This is a genomic window from Enterococcus raffinosus, assembly GCF_019175485.1.
Taxonomy (GTDB): Bacteria; Bacillota; Bacilli; order Lactobacillales; family Enterococcaceae; genus Enterococcus_A; species Enterococcus_A raffinosus.
This window is the reverse complement of the sequence record NZ_CP072889.1, coordinates 929514-955660: the sequence shown is the minus strand read 5'-3', so window position 1 is coordinate 955660 and position 26147 is coordinate 929514. Positions and strand designations below refer to the sequence as shown.

Annotated in this window: 29 protein-coding genes; 4 read left to right on the top strand and 25 right to left on the bottom strand. The window is 39.6% G+C overall.

Annotated features, from left to right (window positions below; genetic code table 11):
- Positions 1 to 118 precede the first annotated feature (118 nt).
- Positions 119 to 661, top strand: coding sequence for a helix-turn-helix domain-containing protein (locus J9537_RS19240; protein ID WP_028021160.1), 543 nt, complete (start codon positions 119 to 121; stop codon positions 659 to 661).
- Positions 662 to 735: 74 nt separating this feature from the next.
- Here J9537_RS19240 and J9537_RS19235 read toward each other — a convergent pair whose 3' ends face one another.
- From J9537_RS19235 to J9537_RS19210, 6 genes are all read right to left on the bottom strand, one after another.
- Entirely contained in the window at positions 736 to 1059 is a 324-nt protein-coding gene (locus tag J9537_RS19235) for a PTS lactose/cellobiose transporter subunit IIA (protein WP_028021161.1), read from the bottom strand.
- A 115-nt stretch (positions 1060 to 1174) separates the two neighbouring features.
- Positions 1175 to 2530: a PTS cellobiose transporter subunit IIC gene (celB, locus tag J9537_RS19230; RefSeq protein ID WP_028021162.1), complete on the bottom strand. Its 1356-nt coding sequence runs from the start codon at positions 2528 to 2530 to the stop codon at positions 1175 to 1177.
- A 26-nt stretch (positions 2531 to 2556) separates the two neighbouring features.
- Positions 2557 to 2886, bottom strand: coding sequence for a PTS sugar transporter subunit IIB (locus tag J9537_RS19225; RefSeq protein WP_010743834.1), 330 nt, complete (start codon positions 2884 to 2886; stop codon positions 2557 to 2559).
- A 23-nt stretch (positions 2887 to 2909) separates the two neighbouring features.
- Positions 2910 to 3863 carry a glycosylasparaginase gene (locus J9537_RS19220; RefSeq protein WP_028021163.1) on the bottom strand — a complete coding sequence of 318 codons (954 nt, stop codon included), beginning with the start codon at positions 3861 to 3863 and terminating at the stop codon, positions 2910 to 2912.
- Positions 3864 to 4025: 162 nt separating this feature from the next.
- Entirely contained in the window at positions 4026 to 5327 is a 1302-nt protein-coding gene (locus tag J9537_RS19215) for a M20 family metallopeptidase (protein ID WP_028021164.1), read from the bottom strand.
- 36 nt (positions 5328 to 5363) lie between these two features.
- A complete protein-coding gene (locus J9537_RS19210) occupies positions 5364 to 6095 on the bottom strand; it encodes a GntR family transcriptional regulator, LSA1692 subfamily (protein WP_028021165.1) in 732 nt (243 codons plus the stop codon).
- Positions 6096 to 6355: 260 nt separating this feature from the next.
- Between J9537_RS19210 and J9537_RS19205 the strand changes: the two genes are divergently transcribed.
- Positions 6356 to 7099 carry an epoxyqueuosine reductase QueH gene (locus tag J9537_RS19205; RefSeq protein ID WP_028021166.1) on the top strand — a complete coding sequence of 248 codons (744 nt, stop codon included), beginning with the start codon at positions 6356 to 6358 and terminating at the stop codon, positions 7097 to 7099.
- 195 nt (positions 7100 to 7294) lie between these two features.
- On the top strand, positions 7295 to 9388 hold the full coding sequence (locus J9537_RS19200) for an LTA synthase family protein (RefSeq protein WP_218257449.1): 2094 nt from the start codon (positions 7295 to 7297) through the stop codon (positions 9386 to 9388).
- Between the two features lie 43 nt (positions 9389 to 9431).
- Here J9537_RS19200 and J9537_RS19195 read toward each other — a convergent pair whose 3' ends face one another.
- The 7 genes from J9537_RS19195 to J9537_RS19165 all read right to left on the bottom strand — a co-directional run bounded on the left by J9537_RS19195 (position 9432) and on the right by J9537_RS19165 (position 13910).
- A complete protein-coding gene (locus J9537_RS19195; RefSeq protein WP_028021167.1) occupies positions 9432 to 10226 on the bottom strand; it encodes a Cof-type HAD-IIB family hydrolase in 795 nt (264 codons plus the stop codon).
- Complete coding sequence (locus tag J9537_RS19190) at positions 10223 to 11161, bottom strand: glycosyltransferase family 2 protein (RefSeq protein WP_028021168.1); 939 nt, start codon at positions 11159 to 11161, stop codon at positions 10223 to 10225. Before J9537_RS19190 ends, J9537_RS19195 begins: the two co-directional genes overlap by 4 nt.
- Complete coding sequence (locus J9537_RS19185) at positions 11154 to 12068, bottom strand: AraC family transcriptional regulator (protein WP_028021169.1); 915 nt, start codon at positions 12066 to 12068, stop codon at positions 11154 to 11156. Before J9537_RS19185 ends, J9537_RS19190 begins: the two co-directional genes overlap by 8 nt.
- Positions 12069 to 12206: 138 nt before the next feature.
- Positions 12207 to 12806 carry a short chain dehydrogenase gene (locus tag J9537_RS19180; RefSeq protein WP_028021170.1) on the bottom strand — a complete coding sequence of 200 codons (600 nt, stop codon included), beginning with the start codon at positions 12804 to 12806 and terminating at the stop codon, positions 12207 to 12209.
- A 6-nt stretch (positions 12807 to 12812) separates the two neighbouring features.
- A complete protein-coding gene (locus J9537_RS19175) occupies positions 12813 to 13292 on the bottom strand; it encodes an isochorismatase family protein (protein WP_028021171.1) in 480 nt (159 codons plus the stop codon).
- Between the two features lie 181 nt (positions 13293 to 13473).
- Positions 13474 to 13662, bottom strand: a complete 189-nt coding sequence (locus J9537_RS19170) for a CsbD family protein (protein ID WP_010743845.1) — start codon at positions 13660 to 13662, stop codon at positions 13474 to 13476.
- A gap of 80 nt (positions 13663 to 13742) precedes the next feature.
- Positions 13743 to 13910 (bottom strand): hypothetical protein, encoded by a 168-nt coding sequence (locus J9537_RS19165; RefSeq protein ID WP_010743846.1) that lies wholly within the window; start codon positions 13908 to 13910, stop codon positions 13743 to 13745.
- Between the two features lie 74 nt (positions 13911 to 13984).
- On the opposite strand from J9537_RS19165, the gene J9537_RS19160 reads away from it, so the two are divergent.
- Positions 13985 to 14164 (top strand): hypothetical protein, encoded by a 180-nt coding sequence (locus J9537_RS19160; RefSeq protein WP_028021172.1) that lies wholly within the window; start codon positions 13985 to 13987, stop codon positions 14162 to 14164.
- Between the two features lie 80 nt (positions 14165 to 14244).
- On the opposite strand, the gene J9537_RS19155 is transcribed toward J9537_RS19160, so the two are convergent.
- The 12 genes from J9537_RS19155 to J9537_RS19100 all read right to left on the bottom strand — a co-directional run bounded on the left by J9537_RS19155 (position 14245) and on the right by J9537_RS19100 (position 26117).
- A complete protein-coding gene (locus J9537_RS19155) occupies positions 14245 to 14982 on the bottom strand; it encodes a sugar isomerase domain-containing protein (protein WP_028021173.1) in 738 nt (245 codons plus the stop codon).
- Entirely contained in the window at positions 14983 to 16233 is a 1251-nt protein-coding gene (locus tag J9537_RS19150) for a PTS ascorbate transporter subunit IIC (RefSeq protein WP_028021174.1), read from the bottom strand.
- A 4-nt stretch (positions 16234 to 16237) separates the two neighbouring features.
- On the bottom strand, positions 16238 to 16519 hold the full coding sequence (locus tag J9537_RS19145) for a PTS sugar transporter subunit IIB (protein WP_028021175.1): 282 nt from the start codon (positions 16517 to 16519) through the stop codon (positions 16238 to 16240).
- Positions 16519 to 16965: a PTS sugar transporter subunit IIA gene (locus J9537_RS19140; RefSeq protein WP_028021176.1), complete on the bottom strand. Its 447-nt coding sequence runs from the start codon at positions 16963 to 16965 to the stop codon at positions 16519 to 16521. The genes J9537_RS19145 and J9537_RS19140 overlap by 1 nt, the downstream gene beginning before the upstream one ends.
- Complete coding sequence (locus J9537_RS19135) at positions 16962 to 18602, bottom strand: BglG family transcription antiterminator (protein ID WP_028021177.1); 1641 nt, start codon at positions 18600 to 18602, stop codon at positions 16962 to 16964. Before J9537_RS19135 ends, J9537_RS19140 begins: the two co-directional genes overlap by 4 nt.
- Positions 18603 to 18786: 184 nt before the next feature.
- A complete protein-coding gene (locus J9537_RS19130) occupies positions 18787 to 19980 on the bottom strand; it encodes a MalY/PatB family protein (protein WP_028021178.1) in 1194 nt (397 codons plus the stop codon).
- Positions 19967 to 21013, bottom strand: coding sequence for a M42 family metallopeptidase (locus J9537_RS19125; protein WP_028021179.1), 1047 nt, complete (start codon positions 21011 to 21013; stop codon positions 19967 to 19969). The genes J9537_RS19130 and J9537_RS19125 overlap by 14 nt, the downstream gene beginning before the upstream one ends.
- On the bottom strand, positions 20997 to 22079 hold the full coding sequence (locus J9537_RS19120; RefSeq protein WP_218257448.1) for a M24 family metallopeptidase: 1083 nt from the start codon (positions 22077 to 22079) through the stop codon (positions 20997 to 20999). The genes J9537_RS19125 and J9537_RS19120 overlap by 17 nt, the downstream gene beginning before the upstream one ends.
- Positions 22080 to 22138: 59 nt before the next feature.
- Positions 22139 to 23488: a PTS sugar transporter subunit IIC gene (locus J9537_RS19115; protein WP_028021181.1), complete on the bottom strand. Its 1350-nt coding sequence runs from the start codon at positions 23486 to 23488 to the stop codon at positions 22139 to 22141.
- Between the two features lie 15 nt (positions 23489 to 23503).
- Positions 23504 to 23842, bottom strand: coding sequence for a PTS sugar transporter subunit IIB (locus J9537_RS19110; protein WP_028021182.1), 339 nt, complete (start codon positions 23840 to 23842; stop codon positions 23504 to 23506).
- Positions 23843 to 23860: 18 nt separating this feature from the next.
- On the bottom strand, positions 23861 to 24187 hold the full coding sequence (locus J9537_RS19105) for a PTS lactose/cellobiose transporter subunit IIA (RefSeq protein ID WP_028021183.1): 327 nt from the start codon (positions 24185 to 24187) through the stop codon (positions 23861 to 23863).
- A 4-nt stretch (positions 24188 to 24191) separates the two neighbouring features.
- Positions 24192 to 26117, bottom strand: a complete 1926-nt coding sequence (locus J9537_RS19100; protein WP_028021184.1) for a BglG family transcription antiterminator — start codon at positions 26115 to 26117, stop codon at positions 24192 to 24194.
- Positions 26118 to 26147: the final 30 nt, after the last annotated feature.

The window sequence follows — 26147 nt, the reverse complement described above, 5'->3', positions numbered from 1 at the left end:
CACAATAATGAACATTTTAGTTTTTTTTATCTGTATTTTTCATTGAAATGATGGTTAGGAATTTGATCTTTTTTCGGGTATACTAAAAATAGCGAAAAAGATGTAAGGGAGTAAATGAATGAATATCGGTGAAAAAGTAAAAAGTCTGCGCAATGAACGGGGAATGACTCTTAAGCAGCTTTCCGAAGCGACTGGATTATCAACGGGCTTCTTGTCTCAATTCGAACGAGGAATTACTACTATTGCAGTGGAACATTTATCAACAATCGCTGCTTTATTTGAAGTCCGAATGAATTATTTTTTTGAAGAAGAAATAGAAGTAGAACCCATCATACGTGGGTACGATCAGCCGGTAATCCATGAATTGAACAACATGATCTACAAGCAACTGAGTCGAACGCCTCAGGATAAAAAAATTGCTCCGAAAATGATTGAGATTATGCCTCATGAAAGACGAGAATTACCTACTACTTACCCCCATCAGGGCGAAGAATTTGTTTATGTTTTGGAGGGAATTTTGACACTGGTGATCGAAGATAAAACGTACCAGCTCTATCCTGGCGATTCTGCTCATTATTTCTCTACGATTGATCATAACTGGGATAACCAAACAAGTAATGTCGTAAAATTTATTGTCGTACACTACCCGAATGATTATTAAAAAGCGCTCGATCATATTTGATCGAACGCTTTTTAAATAGGCATATACTTTTTTTAAATTATCTTCTTGTAAGACTATTTATCAGATTCGGCTAATCGCTTATAAACATCGATTAATTCTTGTGTTAATCCGATATAAGAGATAGCATTCATTAAATGGTCTTGACTATGCACCATTAGTAATGTGACTTCGGCATTGTTCCCGCTGGCTTCGGCAGTCAATAAACCTGTCTGAGTGTTGTGCGCCTCCACCAATGCTTCATTTGCAGCAGTCATTCGGTTTTCCGCCTCAGAAAAATCGTTGCTCTTTGCGGCGGCTAATGCTGCAACTGCCTCCCCCTTTGCATTTCCTGTATTCATGATTAAGCCCATCACTATTTGTAGTTGCTCGTCATTCATTGTCAAAAATCCCTTCTACATGTAAAAATAAATCCGTCCTACTAACTTTTTACTATCTTTTCATGGTGCTTTGTTCGTTACAAGTTACTAGCATACTTTTAGCTTTTCGATTATCTTAGATTTCGTCAAAATCAAACGTATCAAAGTCGATTTCTTCTGCATCAAGTTCTTCTGCTTCTTTTTCTTGTCGTAAATATTGATCGTCTAATACTTTAATGAAGGGATAATAGATCGCCATACCCAATACAATAAGTAGTGCCTGCAAGACAGACGCCTGCCAGCCGCTGACTAAGAAGCCAGAAATAATCGGCGGTGTCGTCCATGGTAGCTGAATCCCATTTGTATAAGGAACGATTCCCCAATCCATTGCGAAGTAAGAGATAATAATATTAATAGTAGGAACAAGTGCAAAAGGAATCAGAAGAATCGGATTCAAGACAATCGGCAATCCAAAGATAATCGGCTCATTGATTCCGAAAATACTCGGTACTAGTGATAATTGAGACAATTTTTTTACTCGCTGACTCTTACAGAAGATGACCATCACAATAATCAATGATAAGGTGGAGCCGCCACCGCCAAACGTTGCGAACATATCTTGAAATTGCCCTGTGATGATATTTGGAATTGGGTGTCCATCTTTAAAGGCTTGCATGTTTTCAACTGACAGCGCACGTAAAACGGGATTAAATACCGCACCTACCACGCTGCTTCCATTGATACCAAAAAACCAGAAGAAATGTAAAAACAGATAAGAAATAATCATGGCGCCTAAAGTGTTTCCTAAACTTAGTAAAGGCGTTTGTAAAAACTTAAAGATGACATCCTGCAAATTCCCCATTGGAGTCAATGAAACTAGCCAGTTGATCACAAACATAATCGTCACAACCACAAAACTCGGAATTAATGCTTCAAAGGATTTTACTACGGTTGGTGGAACCCCTTCAGGCATTTTGATCGTCCAGCCGCGATGAATAACTGCTGCAAAAATTCGTGTAGATACTAAAGAAATAATCATCCCTAAAAACAAACCACTTGAACCCATCCATTTCAGCGGTAAGCTAGTAACATCAAAAACCTGTGTGCTGTTTTCTGGCGTAAATTGGGTTGTAAAAGGGGTCAAAATGAAGAAAGATACTAGAGCTAACGCACCGGATTGTATCGCATCAATGTCCAATTGACGTCCCAAGCTATAGGCAATTCCAACGACAGCTAAAATCGTCATGACATCAAAACTGGCTGACGCAGGAACAGACATCAACGATTCCCAGTTGCTTCCTAAAATTGGAGTAATGATGTTGCTCCAATTAGGAATTGGAAAGTTCGCCAGTAATAAGAAAAAAGAACCAACAATTAATAATGGCGTGGAAATCAAAAATCCGTCACGAATCGCAATCAAATATTTATTTTCCCCGATAATTTTAGCCAATGGGGTCAAAACTCTTTCCAACCAGTTTAAAAACTTCTGCATCTTTTTTTCCTCCAATCAATCAGGTACTATTTTTTATTTTGTTTAATTAATTTCAAAACTTCTTTCATCGCTTTTTCGCCATCCATCATCCCGTAAATCTCTGGAGCGATTACAGCGACGGGTATGCCTAATGGTGCGAATTGCTCCTTGGTTTTTTCCAATAGAAATTTTACTTGTGGACCTAAAAGAATAGCCACAGGTTTTTCCTTTTCAACAACTTCTTGTGACCGTGCGACCGGAAAAGCAGTGATTTGAAGAGGCATGTTATGTTTATTTACAACCTCCATCATTTTATTGACCATAATACTTGTGGACATTCCTGCATCACAAAATAGATAAATTTGTTTTTTACTCATAGTATTCACTCTCCTAAATTTTTTTATACAATTGGTGCCTTAATCCGTTTTTCATAAGCGTCTAGCCAATCTTGTGTAATTGGCTCAATAATAGTAGTATGCTCTGCCCCCATATTAGCGATAAAAATTTGCGGTTCTTCGTGATCATTTCCAACGCTAAAGGTGAATTCAACATTCGTCGCTACGCCCCATTCGGCTTCTTTGTTCATCGCAATCAATGAGAAGGCGCCAGCTTTTCCATAACGCGCCGTTAATTTATCATGGAATTCATAAACCGCTTGATCACAGGCAGCCTGTGGCTTTAGACCTTCTCCCATCAATCGAACGATCTCATAAGATAAGCAGCCCTTCATTAAATCTTCTCCTAACCCTGTCGCGGCCGCGCCGCCAATTTCACTATCTACATAAAAACCAGAACCAGATAATGGTGAATCTCCTACACGCCCCGGTTTTTTCATGAAGAGTCCCGAGCTAGAGGTTCCCGCAGTCATGGTGCCCATTTGATCCAATGTAATAGCTCCGACTGTATCGTGACCGTCGTAAGGGTTCAAATTGTTTTCCTGAATTTCTTTCAAACGCTTCTCCCATATTTTATGAGCACGCTCCGTCAGCATACTTTTTCTTTCAAACCCCTCCAGCATTGAATATTTCGTTGCCCCTTCACCTACGCGAAAGCTATTAAATTTATCCTTGCTCAATTTTCGTGCGACAGAAATTGGATTTTTTACATCTGTGATGCCCGCCACCGCGCCAATTTCAAACGTGTCTCCATTCATAAAGGCTGCATCCATTTCTAGGATACCTTCCGCATTTGGCAGCCCTCCAAATCCAACTGATTTATAATAGGGATAATCCTCCACTGTTTTGATTAAAGCCTCCACAGCATCTCCTGCATTTGCTTTGTTTTCTAATAATCGCATTGCTTCAACTACGCCATCGTGCGCCATACGCCATGTGGCAATCGCTCCCCACGCCATCTTCATGCCCCTCTCGTTACCGTTTACATTTAAAAATCTGACCTCATTATAAATAGTATATACTGTTTTGTATATACTAAATTTAAATTTTTTTTATTTTGTTCCCAGAAAGTATCACGCCATGAAAAAAGACCTGACAATTCATGTCAGGTCTCATTGGTTTTATTCAATTAGTTTTAACATGGCACGCATATAGATTTCCATATTCAGCAATAAATCTTCTTCATCCATATATTCATCTTGATTGTGGGCAATCCCCTTTTGTCCAGGGAATGACGGCCCAAATGCGACGATATTGGGTAAAAAACGTGCGTAAGTGGCTCCTGTAGTTGTTACTGGCGTCCCATCTAGCTTTGTAACGTCTTCATAAATCTTTGACAAAGCATGAACGTTCGGATCATTTTTTGGAAAATGACTGCTTTGAATGCGGCGAACCACTGATAGTTGACTCTTAGGTGGAAGATGTTTTTCTAGTGCTTTCGTTACCTCTGCTTCTGTCACAGAAACTGGATAGCGAATGGCTAATGAAAGAGACAACTGATTCCCCTTTTTGAGCAGCTCATAAGGAGTGACCATTAGTTTCCCACTGTCTGTATCCGAAAAATCAATACCAAGTCCTTCCCCATAATGCTTGTTCGCCAAACTTTTTTCTAGCCATAAAAAGTATTCTTGCAGTTTTCCTGAAAGTCGTCTTTCCTGATTGATTTTTTCTGCTAATAACGTAATGGCATTCATCCCAAGCTCTGGCGCATTCGATGGAGCTCTTTTCCCTGTAACACGAACCTCTTCCCCGTCGATCCTCACCGATAAGTCATCGGGCACATGATCTCTTGCTTGATCCCCGACAAATTCTCCTATAGGCTCCAGCATTTCCTCAGCAAATGGGGTTAAAATCTCATAATTTACAATCCCACGTTCGCCATAAACTACTGGATATTTACAGTCTGGTGTAAAACCAAACACTGGTGCTGGTTCCTCACTTAGATAAAGCGGGATATCTGAACTGCCGCTTTCTTCATCGGTTCCAAAGACAATTCGAATGGTTTTTTTTACTGGTAAATCCATATCCTTTAATAATTTCAATCCAAACAAACAGGATAAAATCGGGCCCTTATTGTCTAAAATGCCGCGACCATAAAAACGCTGATCCTTTTTGCTCAATTTGAAGGGGGGAAAGGTCCAGCCTTCCCCAGTAGGAACAACATCCAAGTGTCCTACGACAGCAATATAGTCTTCCTCTTCCCCCCATTGCGCATACCCAACAGCATCATTGACGATTGCGGTCTTAAAACCATAGGTCTCGGCCAATGCCATAACCGTTTCTAAAGCTGCTTTTGGTCCCTGACCGAATGGTGCGTGTTCTGCAGATTCCCCTTTCACACTCTCCACTCGCATCACCTGATCAAGATCCTGATAAAACTGCTCTTTCTTTTCTTCAATTACTCTTCTAAAATCAATGGTCATGAGAAGTCTCCTCGTTTCTATCAACAATGTATTTGTTTAGTGGTTGTATCGAGTCAGCGTTGTTTTAAATACATAGCGATCTGATCGATAGTATGAAATATCATAAAATATTGGTGTCGCATCTAACGCATAGGTTACGGAATAAACCTGTAACAACGGATCACCCATTGGCACATCCAAAAGTTTTGATAGTTCTGGCCGTACTAAAATTGCTTCTACTTCTTGATGGGAATAAGCAATCTCAGTTTTTTCTTCTAATAGCTGGAATAGGGAGCCGTTGAAGTCCTCCTTGGTTAAGCCCTTGACATAATATTCGGATAAATAAATTTTTTCCACCGTCATTGGTTCATTATCTAGAATTCGCCGCCGAACAAGTTCATAAATTGGCTGATCTTCTTCTAATTGCAAGGCATTCAATATCTCTTCTGAGGGTTCGGTAACATGCTGGAAAGAGATAACTTCTGTGCTGCTGGTTTTTCCATAAGCTTTCGCTGCTTCAGTAAAGCCTTGCAGCCCGGAGCGTCCGCTTTGAATTTTTGGCTGTGACATCACATAGCTGCCTTTGCCTCGTCGTTTCACTAAAATGTTCTTAGTGATTAAATCATCAATCGCCTTACGTATCGTTAATCGGCTACAGTCAAATTCCTTTGCCAAATCGTATTCAGAAGGCAATTTCTGCGAACTGACATACACACCCTCATGAATGCGTTTTTCAATTTCGGCGGAGACTTGATCAAATTTTGCCTTTGTTGATTTTTTCTCTTCCATACTTTCTCCTTCATTCGCTTTATGTATTTCGTTTTTAATCATCATTTTCACTATACTGATTCTTTCATACCTTGGCTAGGCTAATCTTCTCAGGAATCTATTCGGTATATACCTTCTAGTATATACTATACTGATAATGGATAAAATTCAATCATCTAAGAGACTTTTAACGTTTAATCTAGCTTGTTTTAAGATAGTGGACTACCTATCACCGCTTTCCTTCTAACGACATTTCACTTATAATACCTTCAGGTGATTTTATGAATACAATTGATGCAACGGAAATCGTTGAAAAAATGAGCAATCAAAAAATAAATTATGATAGAGTGCTTCACAAAATGATTCAAGCATGGGAAAAAGAGAAGGTTCGCCCACGCATTCTGATTCATTCTTGTTGCGCGCCTTGCAGCACATACACACTAGAATTTTTAACTCAGCATGCAGATGTAACTATTTTCTTTTCCAACTCAAACATTCATCCAGAGAGTGAATACCAACGACGCGTGCTCGTCCAAGAAAAATTTATCAATGATTTTAACGCGGCGACAGGCAATCATGTGGAGCTGATTATTGATGATTATAAGCCAAACGACTTTATTCAATTCATGCAGCAAAACAATCTAACTGAAGAACCTGAAGGCGGCAAACGCTGTACTGCATGTTTCAATATGCGCCTCGATTTAGCAGCAAAAGAAGCATTGGAACGAGGATATGATTACTTCGGTAGCGCTCTGACGATCTCTCCGAAAAAAAATAGTCAATTAATCAATCAAATCGGCATGGATATTCAAAAAATCTACAATACACATTATCTGCCTAGTGATTTTAAGAAGAATTCTGGCTATCAACGCTCTATTGAAATGTGTAAGGAATACGATGTGTATCGTCAATGCTACTGCGGCTGTGTTTTTGCCTCAAAGCAACAGGGCTGCGACCTCAAAACGATCAATAGAGAAGCAAAAGCCTTCGTCAAGGAGCATCAACAGCAACCCAAAGAAGCATAAGTTAAGAACGATAGAAAAACCTATCGTTCTTTTTTTTCTGCAAAGAATTCAAAAGATGGAAATAATTTGTTGTTTCGCCATCCACTATTGCTTTTTTTATAAATTTAGCAAGTTGCATTTATGATAGCCTTTACATAGCCACTCAATCTTCGGTACAATAAACTAATTACAAAGCTGATTAAGAGAGGTTTCTGTATGTTCAAAGCTAAAATGAATGCACGCTTCGGCTTCTTTCTACTATTGACATTGCTGTTATGGGGAAAAAGCGTATTCGCCTACTTTATTGATTTTGATTTGCGGTTAGATAATGCCTTACAAGTATTTATTCTTTTGATCAATCCGATAGCGACAACGATGCTCTTTTTATCGATTTTTTTGTTTATCCGAAGAACAAGAGCTGCTTATGTTACAGGCTATCTGATTTACTTATTATTAAGTATTTTGCTTCTTGCGAACGTCGTTTATTATCAGGAGTTCACTGATTTTCTTACCATCGATACGATACTAGGTGCTGGAAAAGTCGCAAGTGGGCTGGGTGAAAGTGCGATTCGGCTATTTAGGCCGCATGATGTTCTTTATTTCCTGGATTGTATCGTTGTATTGGTGGCCTTGCTTTTAAAAAAGATTCCGCTGGATACCCGTCCGGTACGTGGAAAGTTTGCTTTTATAACTACGATTGCTTCACTGCTATTTCTATTAGGAAACATTGCTTTAGCGGAAACAAGCCGACCTGGACTACTGACACGAACCTTCTCTAGAGATTATTTAGTGAAATATCTAGGAATCAACGCTTACACCGTTTATGACGGGATTAAGACCTATCAAGTTTCCCAAATCCGCGCGCAAGCCAGTCCAAATGATATGGCGGTTATAGCAGACAAGCTGAAGCAGCAGCCTAAAGAAAAGAATGAAGAAACCTTTGGCCTTGCAAAAGGGAAAAATATCATCTATGTACACTTGGAAAGCGCCCATCAGTTCTTGATCGATTACAAACTAAAGGACGAAAATGGGGACGAACATGAGGTGATGCCCTTCGTAAATAGCTTGTACCACAGCAACAATTCCTTTAGCTTCGATAATTTCTACCATCAAGTGAGCGCAGGAAAAACCAGTGATGCGGAAACCTTATTGGAGAACTCATTATTTGGACTGAATCAAGGCTCTCTTTTTTCACAATTAGGCGGGAAAAATACCTTTAATGCAGCTCCGGCACTTCTTGATCAAAAATTAGGATATACAACAGCGGCTTTCCACGGAAACGCTGGGAATTTTTGGAATCGAAACGAAACCTATAAAAAATTTGGCTACCAGCATTTCTTCGACGCCAGCTATTACAAATTGGACGATGAGAATTCTTTCCAATATGGGTTGCATGATAAGCCCTTTTTCCAACAATCGGTAAAATATTTAGAGCATTTGCAGCAGCCTTTTTATGCAAAATTTTTGGCTGTTTCAAACCACTATCCTTTTTCAGAACTACCGGAAGCTGAGAACGGTTTTCCAAAGGTCAATACTGGCGATTCAACAATTGATGGTTATTTCGCGACAGCTAATTATACAGATACGGCCATCAAGGAATTTTTCGATTATCTAAAGGCAAGTGGGCTCTACGAAAATTCTATGATCGTTTTATATGGCGATCATTACGGTATTTCAGATTCTCGTATCAAGGATACAAAAGAATTGTTTGGCAAAGAGGACTGGACCACCTTTGATGCGATACAAGCACAAAAAGTCCCCCTCATTATCCATATTCCTGGTCAAGATAAGGGAACGATCAATCACACCTATGGCGGACAAGTGGATGTGTTGCCAACCCTTCTGAGCCTAATTGGTTATGAGTCCGATCATTTGATGCTGCTAGGGCAGGATTTACTTTCGCCCAACAGAGACGAAGTAGTGGCCTTTCGCAACGGCAATTTCGTTACAAAAGATTACTCCTATCACAAAGGCGATGTTTACGATAACCAGACGGGAGATTTACTAAACTTTAGCCATCCTGAAATCGTTGAATCGGCTAAAGAAGTGAAGAAGAAAGTAGATGAGCAATTAGCCACCTCCGATCAAATCAATAATGGCGATTTGCTGCGCTTTTATTATGACAGCGGGATCAAACCTGTAAAAACAGAGGACATTAATTACAAGAACTCGATAAAAGACTTAACAGACATCGAAAAAGAGCTTGGAGAAAAATCTACCAGCGTTTATTCTCACAACAATCAGCATTCAACAGAAGAACTATATAAAACCCGATCGTATAAGGAATATACAGAAGAAGCAGACAAATAAAAAAGGAGTGAAAACAGCGAAAGATAGCTGTTTCCACTCCTTTTTATTGAATTAAATCTTCCAACACCTGCAAAACACCAGATTCATTATGAGACGGCGCTTGATGCTTGGCTGTCGCTAAAACTTCTGGACTACATTCTTTCATGGCATAACTGTACTCTGTCAAGGCGAGCATCTCCAAATCATTGTTCGCATCGCCAAAGGCCGCGAGTTCGTTGGGCTCGATTCCCCATTCATCTAGTAAGCTTTTGATTGCTCGACCCTTCGTCACCCCAGGGATGATAATGTCGATACTGCCATGACCGCTAGTAACCGCTGTGATTTCTCCGCCAAAGGCTTCATTCAAATGAGCGGCGATCTCATACGTCTTTTCAACTTCCACATCTAACGCAAATTTCACAATCGGATCTTCTGGAAGATCCTCAAAATCCGCCAGCTCTTCTAGTCGATAGCTATAAATTCTAGCAAATTTTTTGAACTCTTCGCTGGCACTTTCCAATAAATAAGAAGACTTGACCCCACACGCAACAAACTCTAAATCATGGGCGCCCTCTACTAAAAACGTCATGATTTTTTCTGTCAATTCCTTTGAGAAATGACGTTCCCATTGTAGGCCTTGGTCGTTAAAGATCAATGCGCCATTTTCCGAAACGTAAGTAATTCCTCGGTCTCCGCTAAAAAACGAGCGGAGCTGATAATACTGATTTCCACTAGCCACAATGAAACGAATCCCCTTCTCCTTCATCCGAGAAAAAAGTGCTTCAAATCGCGTACGGTCATAATCATTTTGACTATTTAAAAATGTCCCGTCCATGTCTACTGCTACAGCCTTAATCATATATTTCCTCCTCTAATAAGCTGCTGTAAAATATTCAACTGCAGCTCAAAATTTTGTCGTGCTTTTTTATTCTCTGTATCCAAAATGAAGCCACAGGATAGATTCAGTAAAGCAGCTAGCATCAAAAATCCTGCGGTGATCAGTGTTGGCATTCGCTCTACTAACCCAGTACGTAAATAGGCTAGAAAAACAGGACTACCTAAGATAATCGACAATCCTGCTAAAATCGTTGCCAATACACTGAAAAACACTAGCGGACGATAATCCTTGAATAGTTGGAAGATTGTTTTGATCACTCGCAGCCCATCAGAGATCGTGTTCAATTTTGAATCGCTGCCTTCTGGTCGATCACGGTAATCGACTTCTATATTTTTGATCACAAAGTTTTTATCTAAGGCATGAATGTTCATTTCCGTTTCGATCTCAAAGCCTTTGCTCAAGACCGGCATACTTTTAGCAAACAAGGGACTCAACGCTCGATAGCCCGTTAGAATGTCCTTGATGTTCCCATTAAAAAAGTAATTGATTAGGTTACGAACCACAACATTCCCAGAATTATGAAATGGTCGCTTATTCTCTGAAAAATACGTTGAAGATAAGCGATCACCGATGACCATATCCGCACCATTCTCTAAGACTTCACGACATAAATGGCGCGCATCTTTTGCGGGATAGGTATCATCTCCATCTACTAGCAAATAGCATTCTGCTTCAATTTCGCGAAACATCGTCCGAACAACGTTTCCCTTTCCCTGTCGACTTTCCCTCTTGACCTTTACACCTGCCGCTTTGGCAATCTCATAGGTATCGTCAGTGGAATTGTTGTCATACACATAGATTGTCCCTTCTGGCAACTCCTGTTTAAAATCATCGATCACTGCTTGAATGGTCTGTGTCTCATTATAGCAAGGGATCAATACTGCAATCTTATCCAATTGATCGTTCCTCTTTTCTTTGCTTTGTCCGATAGCTTTTAGGTGTTTGATTAAAACGGGCCTTGAACAGCTTGCCAAAATAGCTGGCATCTTTAAACCCACATTCTTGCGCGATTCGCTCGACTGTCCACTTAGTATTCAGCATCAACCCGATAGCCATTGATAGTCGATAATCATTGATATATTCCATGGGCTTCTTTTGGGTAAAACGAGCAAAAATCCGAAAACATTCTGAACGACTAATCTTGCTGTGTTCACAAATTGTTTGAATCGTCACACGCTTCATATAATTTTGCTGAATATAGTTCATAACCGCTTTTATTTCTTTCTCGTATTTTTCCGGGCGTTTGTTCAGTGGAGTCTTGTCTTTTTCCAGCAGATATAGGAATAGTTTTTCCCAAATTGAACTAAGTTTAGAGAGGATTCTCAGCTCATAGCCCGCTCCTTCATCGACAGTCGCTAAATCGATGAGTCGTTTATACATTTCTTGTCCCATCTTTCCAGAGTGTTCAATTTTTTCTCCAAGAAAGCCTTTTTCACTCAATGATTGAAAATACTTTTGATAGATAGTTCCTGCACCGCCGCCTGTCAGCAGATCTGGCGAAAAGACAATGGTCAGCATCTCAGCAGTCGTCTCCTTTTTACTTAGAGCCGCTCCGTGTAAACTATTTGAATAGACAATCATAGTATCTCCTTCTTTTAAGAGAAAGCATTGGTCATCTAAACGATAGTCCAGTGTTCCCTTTAACAGGACATTCATCTCAATTGTTTCATGCCAATGATAGTTCAACATTTGGCCTACCGTTTCATTAAAGTCATCCTGCCAAATACCAAAAGGAAACGCATTATCTGGAAACTCCATCAATTCCTTTAAATGACTATCTAAGTAAAGCTTTTTCGCTAACATCGCAACACCTTCGAAACTATTTTTATAGTATTAATTTCTATTATAGGCTAATCAGACAATATATGAAACTATTTTTCCATAAAAAGCAATAACGTTTACAAAAAACTCACCTCCGCTCATGCGAAAGTGAGTCTCTTGTTAATAAACTTGATATTCTTGACCCGTTTGTTTTCCTTCAACGCTTTTAACATAGGCCATTGCTACACGCTCTGCCGGCACTGGTACAAATCCTTTAAAAGAATCTTTGTATTTATCATAAGATTCCACCAAAACGTTCGGACTGACACAGTTAATACGAATCCCTTGAGTAAAGTCAATCGCTGCTGATTTTACAAAAGCTAAGACACCGCCATTCGCCATCGCTGCCGAAGCACCGCCAGGAATAGGATCGTCCTTCATGATCCCTGTTGTAAGAGTAATACTCCCATCACGTCGCAAGTATTTCTGTCCGATCAATGCAAGGTTAATCTGACCAAGTAATTTACTTTGCACAGCTACCATATTGTCCTCCGGTGTCATCTCTTCTACCAGCTGAAATTTTGCGGTTCCTGATGCATTGACGATCGCATCGACGTGCCCCACTTTTTTGAACATTGTTTCGATACTGTCCACCGATGTCAAATCTACCTGCACATCCCCGCTTGTTCTCCCCGCAAGGATGAGTTCGTGATTGTCCTTTAATTTCTTCACAATTGCTTGTCCGATTGTTCCTTTACCACCGACTACTAAAATCCGCACAGTCTGTCACTCCTTTTTTAGCTTTTCAATATATTCTTTTGTGGTCATTGTCATTACACCAGCGTTTTTCAGCTTTTTATTCCAAATATTCCGCATAGGCTTTAGTACAGAGTCATGAGCATCCTCGATCAATGTCACAGGAAAGCCTTCTGCCAAAGCTCCTTTACAGGTCGCTTGAACACATGCATTGCTCATCAAACCAACCACAACGAAATTTTCGAAATCATTTTCCTCCATTAGCGTCTTAAACTCTGCTGCCTTGAAAGTGTTCATCTGGACTTTCGTTACTACTAAATCACAGGCTTCTTGATGCAGCTTTGGTGATAACTCTCCATAACCTGCCTTCTTAATCAGAACCACAGGCAAACGTTTTTTATGAAACTGATCAATTACCGCATTCACGTTTTTCAAAAAAGGCTCTTTTCCAATCAACGGTGCTATAGTTCCCGTCTGAACGTCTACTACCAATAATGCGCTTTTTGACATGTACCTCCAACCTTTCCCCTTTCATCTTTATCTAATTATAATGCAAATAAAAAAGGCTTTCATTAGAAATTATATGTCAAACACTAATAGACTCTTACTACGAGACAATAATGTCACGTTCACTGTTTATCGCCCCTGATAGAAAATATAAAAATAGACCTGCCGCGGCAGGTCTAAAAGACTAATCTTCTTTTTCTTTGTCAATTTTCTTGTTGATCTTACCAGCAACATCATCTGCGGCTTCTTTGGCTTTATCCTTCGCTTTACCGAAACCTTGTTGGATTTTGCCCTTTAATTCTGTTGATTCATCGTCTGTAACTTTTCCTTTTGCTTCGTTTACTTTTCCTTTTAATTCATCATTGTTAGCCATAATAAGCCCTCCTCATTCATACCGATGATTACTTCTAACAATAGTTTACCACCCGTAAATTTAGAAGGCTAAGAATCTGCTTAGCCTTTCAATAGGCGCTCTGCCTGTTGAATTTCTTGCTGTAGCGTTTTTATACGCTGATTCTTTAATTCACTAGAGAATTCTAACTGCTTCAATCGTTCCAGCTCGATTTTTGCCGCAGCTAATTCTGTTTTTATCTCGCAAAGAACGCTTTCATTCAATTCCATTGTATTTCTCCTCTCAAGCATCACGCACCGACTACTAATTAATTCTATGCTACACTGCTTTTGAGGTGAAGTAAATGCGAAATACATGGTTGCAAGAACAATTGGCTGCGATTTCCAATGAGCAGAATAAATTTGTTGTTGATGAAGTAATTAAATACATCGAACAGCTAGAAGACGACAACGAGAGTCTTCAAGTAGCATTAGAGGGGAATATTTGGAGCCCCAAAAAATGGAACGAAAAAGCAGAGAAGTAGCCAAAATTTGTTGGCTGCTTCTCTGCTTTTTTCGTAATAATCCCATAATCATCAAGATAATTAAAACGGACTTCTTTTCTTTAAAGACTGTAATTGATAACTTTTTCATATTTCTTGAATAGTTGCTGATTCAATTGATCACCGCCATCGATGTTTGCAGAGTAGAAAATTGGTGGATATTCGATTCCTTGCTCAATTAATTTACGAGTTACTTCAACAATAATCGTATTTAGCATTGTTGCTCCTACGACTGTTGAGCTAGGACCAACTTTTTGTTCGATACCTTCGATTGAGCAGCAGGCATCACCAATATCTCCATGATTATCCAAAATAACATCCACTAATTCAAATAATCGTTTTCCTGAAGAATGTCTACTAGTAATCTGCTTTGAGTAATTTACGTTGGTTAAAGCAACAATCTTCACTTTTTTTTCTTTTGCCGCAAACGCTAAATCAATCGTTACCGGATTTCGACCAGATACTGAATGAAGAATCAACACATCCCCTTCATTAAAAGGAATCGTTGAAGCTAATGTTGTACCATACCCTTCCAATCGTTCCATTTTACTAGTTACTGTTATGGGAGATTGATCCAACATCAACTCTCTGCCAAAGATTGCATTGATCGTCATCATCCCACCTGCTCGATAATACAATTCTTCAGCTAAAATCCCTGCATGACTAGCACCAAAAATATAAATTCCTTTTTGATTTAAATTTGCTTCTGTCAACAGATCAATTGTTTGATTGATGGCGGAAGCTTCCGATACTTCAACCTCATTTAAAATCTCCTGTATACGATCAAAATATTGAAACATTTAAAACCCTCCAAACAAACTACTGATAAATTTTCCAACCATGCCCCATAAAGAAAGATCATTTCCGCCGAAAATCAGTAGCCAATTCTGAATTGTGGTACTGAAGACAACTGCTGAAAAACCCACTAACAGAACCATAGCGATAGCTGACACAGCGGTTCCTATGATTGCTCCGCGAAGCCCTCCTTGACCTTCACCAATTACAGCTGCGCCACCACATTCAAAGAAACTAGTGATAACTAATGGAACGATTAAAATACCGAATAAATCAAAACTATTTACAACAATGACTAAGACTGTTGAAGTAATCATAGCTATGATAAAACCAATAATCACAGCATTTGGACGATAATTGAAAAGAATTGGTACGTCAAAAGCCGGTTTCGCCCCAGGAACAACCTTTTCAGCAATTCCTTGAAAGGCAGGAATAATTTGATTAATCAATAAACGAACGCCATAAAGCATTATCAGCAATCCTGCGCCAAAATTCAAACCTGCTTCAACCGCAAACATAATTAAATTTCCGTCATTTGGAATTAGAACTGGTGCAATGACTCCTACAACTAAGTTCATTAGAAACATAACTAATCCACCAGTAATTGATATTTCCCTAAAAAACGATAGGCTTTCTGGTATATTTAAATCCTCAGTGGAACGTTCTTTATTTCCGACACGCTTAGCAACAAATCCCGAAATCAATGATAAGATTCCGGTTGGATGACCAATCAAGAAAGAATCATCTCCGGTAGCATCCCATACATATTTTCGCATAATCCATGGCATAACTGACCAATAAATTGCTGACAAAACAGCACTGACAATAACTAACATCATCCCTTTTAAACCAGCCTCAACACCACCAGCGACTAATACAAATGGAAACCACCATAGCATATGACCAGTTAAAAAAATTGTTTTAATTGGCGTAAAGCGAGCAATCAGTAAATGTAGAATCAATCCTAAGAACATAGCTAGACCAACTGTTCCACCATAATCTGCAGTGAAAGTAACATCAGACAATCCCTCAGCAACTTTTACACCTAGCTGCGTTTGAACAGCAGCATTGATTGGCGCGATCGTTCCTACCAACATATTGACACCTGCGGTCAATATGACCATTCCAAAAGCCGCAGTCATAGAACCTTTAACAATTTCAGAAATTGATTTTCGTTGAACGAGCAATCCAATCATTGCAATTAATCCAAGTAAAACAGGCGGATTTTTTAGAATATGATCTGTAATAAAACTCATTTTCCTACCCCTCTCTTTCGTTTAGATATTTTTCCATTTGTTCGCGTATTTCTACGACATCCATATATTTTTTGATTGGATAGACAGGTGATTTGACGGCTCCCTTCAATTCTGGCAATAACTCATTGCTGGTAAAATAAACATCTGCTGGTGTCGCTTTTGCTGTTGAAAGATCCGTATTTTCTACAGTTGCTTTCAGCCCTAATTCCCTCACAACTTTATCAATTGACATTTTTAAAACCATTGAACTGCCGACCCCAAATCCACATACTGCTAAAATTTTCATCATTCAATTCCCCTTTCACTAAAAAGTGTAATTATTTCTTCTTTACTTCCATTTAAAATTATTTGATAGTTTTTCGGCTCCATAAAAATTGCCATAATCTTCTGTAGACTATCTAAATGACTTTGGTTATCTTCTGCTGCCAAAACCATAAAAATTTTAACTGGCTTACCCAGCATATCTACTGGCTCTTTTATAACCAGCAGGCTCATGCTTTGTTGATTGACTCCTTCACCTGGACGAGCATGCAACAGCGCAAAATAATCGGCTATGACCATGTAAGGTCCATAATCATTCACACTTTGGATCATCGATTGAATATAATTCTTCGTAATAAAACCCTTTTTCAATAGTGGCTGTCCAGCAAGTTTAGCTGCAGCCTGCCAACTGTCCATTGTTTCAATAACTTGAATTTGTTCTCTTGGCAGTATTGTATTTATTGAACTCATGCCTTAACCTCCATCATTTTTGATATAAACCATTCCTTATCCTCAATCCCCTGCATTACAAGCTCCATCACAGGTTCAACTTTTTGGATGTCTTCTTCCTTAATCATTAGTAAAATGAGAATATCGACTTTTTGATTGCCCCAATTAATTGCCTTATCCAAAATCAAGATTGCAATCGCTGTTTTCTCAACAAATTCTGGCGAACCATGAGGAATCGCAAAGCCGTTATCTAGATAGGTCGATTGCAATCTTTCACGCTCCCAGACAGAAGCCCTAAATTTATCCGCCAATCGTTCATCCGAAAATTCTTGTCGATCAATCAAATAATTGAGGGCGTCCTCTTTGGTAGAAAAATGATGAAATAGAATATTTTGAGCAATAAAATCCTTTGTCTCACTTGCTACCTCCAATTTAGGAGCATTTTTTTCTTCTCGTGCAATAATCAGATCAATATATTGGTTCATGATCCGTTTCATATCTTGAACCGTCACCATCGGACTTATGCGAACGACTGGTTTTTCAGTATCAGGAATTTCTACCGTTGAAATAATAAAATCGACATCAGAAAGATCCATATCTTCAAGTTTTGAAGTTGAGGCTGTTTCAATGCTATTCACATCTGGTAGAATTCTTCGAATCTTTGCTGATACGAAAGAGCTGGTTCCGATTCCATTTGGACAAACGAAAAGGACTTTATGCATTTTCTTGACCCGTTCCATCGCAGCTTGGAAATGAATGCTTACAAAACCAACTTCATCATCTGTCAAAGTAATTTGGTAATGCTTACAAAATTCAACCAACCCAAACCATACGACGCCGTAAAGTGCTGGATACGTTTGCTTAATTTCATCAATCATCGGATTTATGACAGAAGACTGTGCCTCAAGACGTAAGATTAGCTGATATAAGTGAATCACTAAGTCTTCCTCTAACCGACTGTCTTGTGTTAAATCAGTTTGTAGGCCTTCGCTGACTTTTTGAATTAGAAACCGAACTTTTCCACGAAAAGCAAATGGAATCGCTTCGTCTTTCATAAAGAATCGCAAGCCACTCCCTACAATCAAATAGGTCAAATATTGAATCTCTTCTTGCGAAAAAGTATAAATATTCTGTTCCTCCAATTCATTCAAGAGCCCATAAACTAATGGATATTTATCAAATTCTAAGAAGAATTGTCCGTATTGATTAGATCCTTCTAAATGAATATGATGATCTTCTTTAGCTCTCTGAATGATCAAAACGATTGAAACAATAATATTTTGCATATAGCTTTCAGGAATCTCGATTTGTTTTTCGGTTAATGATTTATAAAAACCTTGTGATACTTTCTGCATCAACTCACTATCAATAAATATCTCAACTGATAGATCACTATTAAGTAAGTGCAAAATAGTGCGTTTCAAAATCTTTTGAATCTGAACCTCGCTTCCTTTAAAAAACGTTCCTGAATTGTCAAAGGTAAGAGCCAAGTCCTCCTTAGAAAATAGTTCCTTAATAAAAGAAAGATCGTTAGCGATACTACTCCGAGAAACATAGTATTCATCTGATAATTGCTGATAACTCAAGTGTTCTTGATCAAGCAACCGCTTTACAATTAAAAATTTTCGGTACTTACTATCTACATTTTTATTCGTCATTATCATCCTCACCTTCATCCATAATGTAGCACGCCGCTCTTTTTGCTAGTAGACCAAAAAAATAGTCTGAAAAATAAAAAAACACTGAACACTCAATTGAACATTTTTAAAGCCATGCAAAAATGTTTCAAAATATAACAAGTTTTCAACAATTATACTTCCTTTCTTAAAAAAAAAAGACCCTCTATTTAGAGGATCTTTCATCTAAAGATCGAATCGCACGTAGGAGTCGCTCGGCACCATCGACGATTTTTTCTTTAGGTGCACCAAGATTAAACCGCAGATAACGCTGCCCTTCCACCCCATAAGTCTCACCCTTCATGATGGCTACTTTTTCTTTCTTTACTAACACGGTTTGCAATTCGTCCATCGTGTATGGCAGCTTAGCGATATTGATCCAGCCTAAATAAGTGGCTTCCGGTACCCTAAAATCAATTCGCGGGTCCTTTGCTAAAATTCCTTTTAAAGCGGTGAAGTTTTCGTCCACCGTTCGATTTAGTTCTTCTACCCACTGTTTTTGATTATTATAGCAATCCATTGTCGCTAGCAATGCGGGATAAGGAATAGAGGATAGACCATCCCGCCCCTTTAGAATATTCAGAAATTTCTCCCGCAATACTTCTTCTGGAAAAATCCCATAGGACCCACCAAGTCCTGGAGAATTGAAGGTTTTTGAAGCAGAAGACAGCAACACTACAGGTACTTCGATCTGATTAATAAACGCTAGAATCGGCAAATGTTTTTTACCAGGTCGGCGCACATCCATATGAATCTCATCGCTAATGATTGCCACAGAGTATTTGTTGCACAATGTAATCAAATGAGTCAATTCTTCCTCTGTAAAAACGCGACCAGTAGGATTGTGGGGATTACACAACAGGAAAATTGCGGGCTTTTCTGCAGCAAAAATTTCTTCTAAAGCAGAGAAATCAATGGTAAAACGCTCCTTATCGTTCGTCAGTGAGAAAGTAATCAATGCTCGTTCATTGCCACTGATACAATTGAAAAAAGCGTCATAGCAAGGTGTGAACGTTACAATTTTTTCGCCTGTTTTACTCAGAAGTTGAAGACAAACGGATAAACTATAGATCACACTTGGTGAATAAACACACCAGTTCGGATCAATCCAGCAAGTGAACGCCTGTTGGAACCAACGACTGATACTTTGTTTGTAGTCCAGATGATTCCATCGTGTATAGCCAAAAAATCCACGTTCAACCGCGTTAGACAAAACATCAATCGTTCCACCAGGAATCATAAAATCTGTGTCTGAAATGGAGAAGGGCAATAAATTTTTCACACCAAACCGATCTTGCACATAATCCCATTGGGTCGAATAGGTGTCATAACGAGACCGTTGCTCCCTAAAATTGCTCAAAATCAATTCCTCCCTCGTCGAACGAACGAACAACTGCTGATAATAACTCGATCGTTACCTCTATATCGGAAATTTTTACGATGGAATTCCATGAATGACAATAGCGGACAGGAATACAAACAACCAGTGTCGGTTTTCCAGCAAACAATTGGACCGAGCCTGCGTCTGTGCCGCCGCCACCTAGTAAATCATACTGCCAAGGGATATTCTTCTTTTCAGCAATTTCTCTGCAATAGTCCAATAATTTTAGGTTTACCAACGCGGTTTTATCCGCCAAAACTAGTCCCGGGCCATCGCCTTGAATTCGATTTGGCACCTCTGCGGCTTTCGGTGTGTCTTTTCCATTGGCGACGTCAATCACGATGTTTATATCCCCATCGACCTGAGAAGCAGCCACTTTCGAACCTCGAGTTCCAGCTTCTTCTTGAACAGTCGCTACGCCGATAAGTTCAATCTTTTTTGTCTGAACCTGATTCTTTACCTGAGCCATAATTGTACAGGCTACTCGATTGTCTAACGCCTTACCAATGATGTTTTCATGATTGAAGCTTTTCTTCGCCTGAGTGTTCGGCAAGATCATATCTCCAATTTGCAGACCTGCTGCTTCTAATTCTGCTTTTGAGTGGACGCCGAAATCAATATACATTTCACTGATTGATACAACATCATTCATATTATGACTTGCTTTGGGTAACGTTCCCACAACACCCTCCAAAACAGCGCCATTTTTACGACAGGTCGCCCTTACCTGTTGCCCTAATACCACATGGCCCCACCATCCGCCAATAGGATAAAAGTAAACAAATCCATCCTCCGTGATTCGATGGACGAAAAAACCAACCTCATCCATATGAGCATATAATGCAACTTTCTTCTTTTTTACCTCCAAATCACCAAAGTACACATTCCCAAACGTGTCTTTTCTATTGGGGCCTTCAATCGTTTCTTGTAACGCTCGCTGGACCTGCGTCTCTTGTCCCGGTAAAGCATCTAGATTGGAAAGAGCCATCAATAAGCTATCCGTTGCAACCAATTGTCATCCACTCCTTATTAAATCGTGTTAAACTCTCAGCGTCTCCACTATCGTTCACGACCACATCGTCTTCGATTCGAATGCCAAAGCCTGCTTCTGGCAAATAAATGCCTGGCTCGATGGTAAATGTCATATTTTTTTCAATGGTCACCGTTTCTTGTGGCGCTAATGCAGGATATTCATGACAAGAAAGGCCAAGTCCATGCCCTAAATTGTGGCTGAAAAATTGATCCAGTCCTCTTTGCTCCAAAACCATCCGTGCCATTTGATCAATTTCTCCAAGCTTTTTCCCTGGCGAAACTGCGGCAATGGCTTGTTTTTGAGCGGATAGCAGGCTTTGATAAGCTTCTTTAATCGACTTCGGTACTTCACCAAATCCAAAGGTTCGAGTGATGTCCGAATAATAACCTTGATAGATCGTCCCAAAATCAATCATAATCAGTTCATTTTCCGCAATTTTTTTCTGACTGGCATGAGCGTGAGGCAAGGCGGTTCGTTCTCCTGAAGCCACGATTGTCTCGAAGGCCGCACCTTCACTTCCTAGTTTTTTGCTGTGATAGTCAATTTCGTTCGCTAGTTCCAATTCGGTCATTCCGACACGGATCATTGGCAGAATTTTTTCTAAGGTTTGATCAGCGATCAATGCCGCCTGCTTGATTGCCGCGATTTCTTCCGGTCGTTTGACCATTCGCAATCCTTCTATCATATTCTTTGTTTCGACTAAATGCCCCTCTTCTTCAGCTACTGCTATTTGAAGGGTACTAAACAACTGATATGAAATCGTTCCAGCTTCAAATCCTAGGGCTAACCCTTTTATAAATGGCCGCAGCGTTTCAATTAGGCTGCCTCCTACAGGTATTTCACAAATCTCGACATTACTAGTCTGCTGCTGCGCCTGTTTTGTATAGCGGCCATCCACAAATAATCGCAGCGTATTCTCTGTAACCAGCAACAAACCATTCGATCCAGTAAATCCGCACAGATAGCGGCGATTGATCTTATCTGTCACGAGTAATCCTGCTAAATTAGCTGCAGCAATTTTTTTACGTAATTCATCCACGTTCATGTGACACTCTCCCTCATTTAAAAAAGGTGCGACAAAACACTCGTCACACCCTTTTTTGACTAAAAGTCAATATCCGTTAAATATTGTTCATCGTCATCGGAAATGACGGAATTGGCTTTTTCGGCTTCTAATTGTGCTTCTCGCTCTAATTCTTGTTTTTCTAAAACCTTAAAGAAGGGTAGATATAAACCAAAGGACATGGCTACCTGGATCACCTGAATGACGATGGCACGCCAGTCAAAACCTGTTAAAAAGCCCTCCATAAATACTGGAACATAAGGCGGGTCGAAAATTGGGAAATTCAATAATCCTAGTTTCATACAAATCATTGGGAACATTCCAACTAAAGCGCCACCAAAAATAAATGGAATCATTAACACCGGATTCAAAATGATTGGAACCCCAAAAAGTACCGGCTCATTAATCCCGAACAAAGATGGCAATAAAGCCACTGCTCCAACCTTTTTATAGCGTAACGACTTGCTGATCAGCATCGCCAACACCAACCCGATCGTCACTCCTGAACCAGAAAAATTCGCAAACGCAGATAACGTACCATTCGTAATCACGTGCTGTAACGGTTCGCCTGCTTCATGAGCAGCGATATTTTCTGACAAATACTGCACGGCAATTGGTGAAAGGATTGGTGACAATACTGCTGAATGAATCCCGAAAAACCAGAAGACTAAACGCAATACCAAAACAAAATAAATGATCCATAATGAATCCAAGCTACCAATTGCTGGTGCCAAAACATCCATGATAACCTGCGGAAGAAGTACGCCACCAGATAAGCTATCGGTAACTGACCGAATCACAATGAATAAAACGCCGATAGCGGCCGTTGGTGTAATCAACTCAAAAGAACTAGAAACAAAATCAGGTACCCCTTCAGGCATCTTAATTACCAGCTTGTGCTTCGTAAAAAACTGATACAGCTTCACTGAGATAATTGCTACGAAAATAGCGGTGAATAACCCTTTTGAATCAAGATATGAAGCAACAATATTGCCATTATCATCGACATCCATCGCCACGATCAAAAACGCGATGGCAGAAAGCAACATAGAGCCTACGGTGTATAGTTTATAGTGCTCACTTAAGAAATAAGAAATTGCTAAAACCGCGTATAAACCAACTAACCCTAAGGAAACTTTAGAAATAATACCAAATATATACCCGTAATTCTCGAACCAATTTGCTACTGCCTGTGTTTTGATAAATTCTGGAATAGAGGGGAAGATCGCCGCGATAGAACCTAGCAATAGCACCGGTGTCATGACGACCATCCCTTTTTTAATAGCCGTTAAGTAAGGATTGCTGTCAACTTTGTTAGCAACTGGAACCAATGTTTTACGAATAAAGGCTTCTACTTTTTCAAAAGCACCCTGTTTCTTTGGATTTTCCATTTTTTTCTCTCCTAACTATTGCGTTTTTAATGCTTGATTTTTTCGGTAGGCAACTAACGCTTGCTTCATCACGGTAGCTCCATCCATTGATCCATAAATATCTGAGGTTAATAAAACCGTCGGCTTATCCGCCTTCTCCGCTTCACCTTTGATAAAGTCATATTTATGACTTAATTGTGGACCAACTAAAATCACGTCATAATCGTTGATGTAACGCTCAAGCTTATCAACACCAATTGCTTCCATGGGATAATCCTTTTCGTCTAAGCTTTTTGACTCCTTGACCACCTTTTTCATTGACTCCATCATCATGGTGGTTGAGAAGCCCCCTGCACAAACTAGTAATGTCTTCATTCCTTTTTCCTCCTATTTTTAATGCAAAGCCTTGGCTTCGCTTTGTTCTTTCAACATTCCGATCATTTCTTCGATCAAGTCACGTGCTAAGATACTGGTCATTAAGTGATCCTGCGCATGTACCATTAATAAGCTAGTTTCCGTTTTCTCGCCGTTGATCTCACTGGTAATCAATTGAGTCTGTACATCATGTGCATCGATGCTTTTTTCTTTGGCTTCTTGCATTTTTGCTTCTGCTTCATCAAACTTCCCTTTACGTGCTAAGCGCAGGGCCTCAAAGGCAGATCCTCGGGAATCTCCCGCCGCAGAGATAATTTTGAAAATATCCATTTCTTGATCGTTCATTGTTTTATCCTTCTTTCATTAAGCTTTTCATGTAAGACATAAAGTCTTGAAAGTTTGTAATTTTTGTCAACTGGGTATCTAATGTCGGATCATCCATCATTTTAATCATCAACCGACTAATTTCTTTGTGCAGATTTAAATGATCCTTCTTGATATTGATCAAGAAAATCACTCTTACCTGCTTTTCCCGATATGTTAGTGGTCTTTTTAATAGAATGACATCAATGACTTCCTTAATCGCGGCCTGTTCCATGGGATGAGGACCAGCGATGCCATGCTGATAAATCGTGTCAATCAGTTTTTCCCGCTCTAAGACACTTTGCTTGAACCCTTGCTCCACCCATTGCAGTTCTTCTAAGCGAGCGCCTTCATTTTCCAAAAGTGTCAGATATTCGGCAGGATGGTCAGGGATTTGGAACCATTTCCTATCAAATAAACTGAGAATGAACTGATGAACATCGAAAACCTTATTTCTTGATTCACGTAAAAGGTTCAGGTCCTGTTCAATTTTGCTGATCTCTGCCTGATTCAAGATTGTTTTGGTATAAATGATCGGAAGGTCAAACTCCTCCTGCTGCACTGGTACTGTCGAAATCAGTAAATCAAAGGTGTCATCGATCTGATCAATTTCATTTAAGGCAAAAGTTGCGACCTCCGCGTTGCTGAAAAGACGTTCCAGATTCACTTTCAATAAATAGGAAGCTCCTCCACCTGTGGAACAAATAACCGCGATCTTTTGATAATCTTCAATCACCTGATTGGATTGCTTCTCCAAGCTTGCTGCAAAGTAAATCGCGACATACCCAATCTCATCCTTACTTATATCTGCTTCTAAATCTTTATTCAGCTCATTAATAAAAACCATCGCCACATTAAACACATTGGCATACTGTGTGTAGATATCCTCGATAATAGGATTTTCTAGCTGATGGCCTGTATAAAGCCGCTGCAATAAGGGGGCCACATGCATCAGCAGTGCATTGGCTAATGCTTGATCCCCACAAAAATGCGTTTGATAACGCCGATCCACAAAATCTAGTGCTTTTTCGATTGCTTGCTTTAACTGCTGATTGTTCTCAACATCATCAAGTACAGCAAATTTTCCACGCAGCTGTTCTTCCAAATAATTTTTTTCTGCTTTAGAAAAAACAATGGAATAGGCAGCTTCAAGGTAACCCACCAATTCTTCCGTTAAATGATCGTACTTATCGACGACTCTCAGCGTTTCAGACTCTTCTTGGTTTAACGTATTCTCCTGCATGATTCGAAAGCACAGTAAACGAATATGCTGAACAATGTTTTCAAAGACGATATCACTAATTTTCAACTGATTCTTTTGTAGACGTTCCTGTAAAAAACGCCTTAAGTCTGTTTCATCGAATGTAAAATTGAACTCCTTATACCTTTCGGTCAATACGGGGGTGTGGATCGTGTTACGAAGCAGGTATAAAATCGCTCGTCTTTTTTTACTTTCGGTCCCGATAATTTTCAAGCCATAATGCGCTTTGCTAAAAAGCGTCAGCTCGTACTTTTCACAAAACTGTTCAACCTGCTTGATATCGGCTTTAACGGTTGATAGGCTGACGTCCAGCCACTCCGCAATCTGCTGCATAGTGACGTACTCTTCATGAAACAGCAAAAGCAGTTCGATATTCTTAATCCGTTCTTGTGGAAGAGAGGCATCAATGTGGGTTTGCTGCTCTGAACGAGAAAGATAGCTTTGAAACTTCTCCCGATCAATGACTTTTAGTTGATAACCCTTTGAACGAATTCGTTCGACGGTGAAGCCTTCTGTTGTTCCGATAGCCTTCAACCATTTAATATCACTTGCAAGCGTTCGCTCCGAGATTTGAAATGCAGCGGCCAATGCCTTGGGAGCAGTCGCTTGCTTCTTTGCATATAAGTATTCAACAATTTTTTCTTGTCTCATAACTACCTCCCGCTTACAGATTAACTATAC

Bases quoted from the DNA above. Each gene is read 5' to 3' on its own strand.
- J9537_RS19225 (WP_010743834.1), bottom strand. From the start codon at position 2,886: ATGAGTAAAAAACAAATTTATCTATTTTGTGATGCAGGAATGTCCACA.
- J9537_RS19185 (WP_028021169.1), bottom strand. From the start codon at position 12,068: ATGTTAGCGAAAAAGCTTTACTTAGATAGTCATTTAAAGGAATTGATG.
- J9537_RS19200 (WP_218257449.1), top strand. From the start codon at position 7,295: ATGTTCAAAGCTAAAATGAATGCACGCTTCGGCTTCTTTCTACTATTG.
- J9537_RS19115 (WP_028021181.1), bottom strand. From the start codon at position 23,488: ATGGAAAATCCAAAGAAACAGGGTGCTTTTGAAAAAGTAGAAGCCTTT.
- J9537_RS19215 (WP_028021164.1), bottom strand. From the start codon at position 5,327: ATGACCATTGATTTTAGAAGAGTAATTGAAGAAAAGAAAGAGCAGTTT.
- J9537_RS19150 (WP_028021174.1), bottom strand. From the start codon at position 16,233: ATGAGTTTTATTACAGATCATATTCTAAAAAATCCGCCTGTTTTACTT.
- J9537_RS19195 (WP_028021167.1), bottom strand. From the start codon at position 10,226: ATGATTAAGGCTGTAGCAGTAGACATGGACGGGACATTTTTAAATAGT.
- J9537_RS19140 (WP_028021176.1), bottom strand. From the start codon at position 16,965: ATGAGTTCAATAAATACAATACTGCCAAGAGAACAAATTCAAGTTATT.
- J9537_RS19205 (WP_028021166.1), top strand. From the start codon at position 6,356: ATGAATACAATTGATGCAACGGAAATCGTTGAAAAAATGAGCAATCAA.
- J9537_RS19105 (WP_028021183.1), bottom strand. From the start codon at position 24,187: ATGAACGATCAAGAAATGGATATTTTCAAAATTATCTCTGCGGCGGGA.
- celB (WP_028021162.1), bottom strand. From the start codon at position 2,530: ATGCAGAAGTTTTTAAACTGGTTGGAAAGAGTTTTGACCCCATTGGCT.
- J9537_RS19145 (WP_028021175.1), bottom strand. From the start codon at position 16,519: ATGAAAATTTTAGCAGTATGTGGATTTGGGGTCGGCAGTTCAATGGTT.
- J9537_RS19175 (WP_028021171.1), bottom strand. From the start codon at position 13,292: ATGTCAAAAAGCGCATTATTGGTAGTAGACGTTCAGACGGGAACTATA.
- J9537_RS19155 (WP_028021173.1), bottom strand. From the start codon at position 14,982: ATGTTTCAATATTTTGATCGTATACAGGAGATTTTAAATGAGGTTGAA.
- J9537_RS19235 (WP_028021161.1), bottom strand. From the start codon at position 1,059: ATGAATGACGAGCAACTACAAATAGTGATGGGCTTAATCATGAATACA.
- J9537_RS19165 (WP_010743846.1), bottom strand. From the start codon at position 13,910: ATGGAATTGAATGAAAGCGTTCTTTGCGAGATAAAAACAGAATTAGCT.
- J9537_RS19240 (WP_028021160.1), top strand. From the start codon at position 119: ATGAATATCGGTGAAAAAGTAAAAAGTCTGCGCAATGAACGGGGAATG.
- J9537_RS19220 (WP_028021163.1), bottom strand. From the start codon at position 3,863: ATGGCGTGGGGAGCGATTGCCACATGGCGTATGGCGCACGATGGCGTA.
- J9537_RS19100 (WP_028021184.1), bottom strand. From the start codon at position 26,117: ATGAGACAAGAAAAAATTGTTGAATACTTATATGCAAAGAAGCAAGCG.
- J9537_RS19110 (WP_028021182.1), bottom strand. From the start codon at position 23,842: ATGAAGACATTACTAGTTTGTGCAGGGGGCTTCTCAACCACCATGATG.
- J9537_RS19135 (WP_028021177.1), bottom strand. From the start codon at position 18,602: ATGACGAATAAAAATGTAGATAGTAAGTACCGAAAATTTTTAATTGTA.
- J9537_RS19210 (WP_028021165.1), bottom strand. From the start codon at position 6,095: ATGGAAGAGAAAAAATCAACAAAGGCAAAATTTGATCAAGTCTCCGCC.
- J9537_RS19160 (WP_028021172.1), top strand. From the start codon at position 13,985: ATGCGAAATACATGGTTGCAAGAACAATTGGCTGCGATTTCCAATGAG.
- J9537_RS19170 (WP_010743845.1), bottom strand. From the start codon at position 13,662: ATGGCTAACAATGATGAATTAAAAGGAAAAGTAAACGAAGCAAAAGGA.
- J9537_RS19120 (WP_218257448.1), bottom strand. From the start codon at position 22,079: ATGAACGTGGATGAATTACGTAAAAAAATTGCTGCAGCTAATTTAGCA.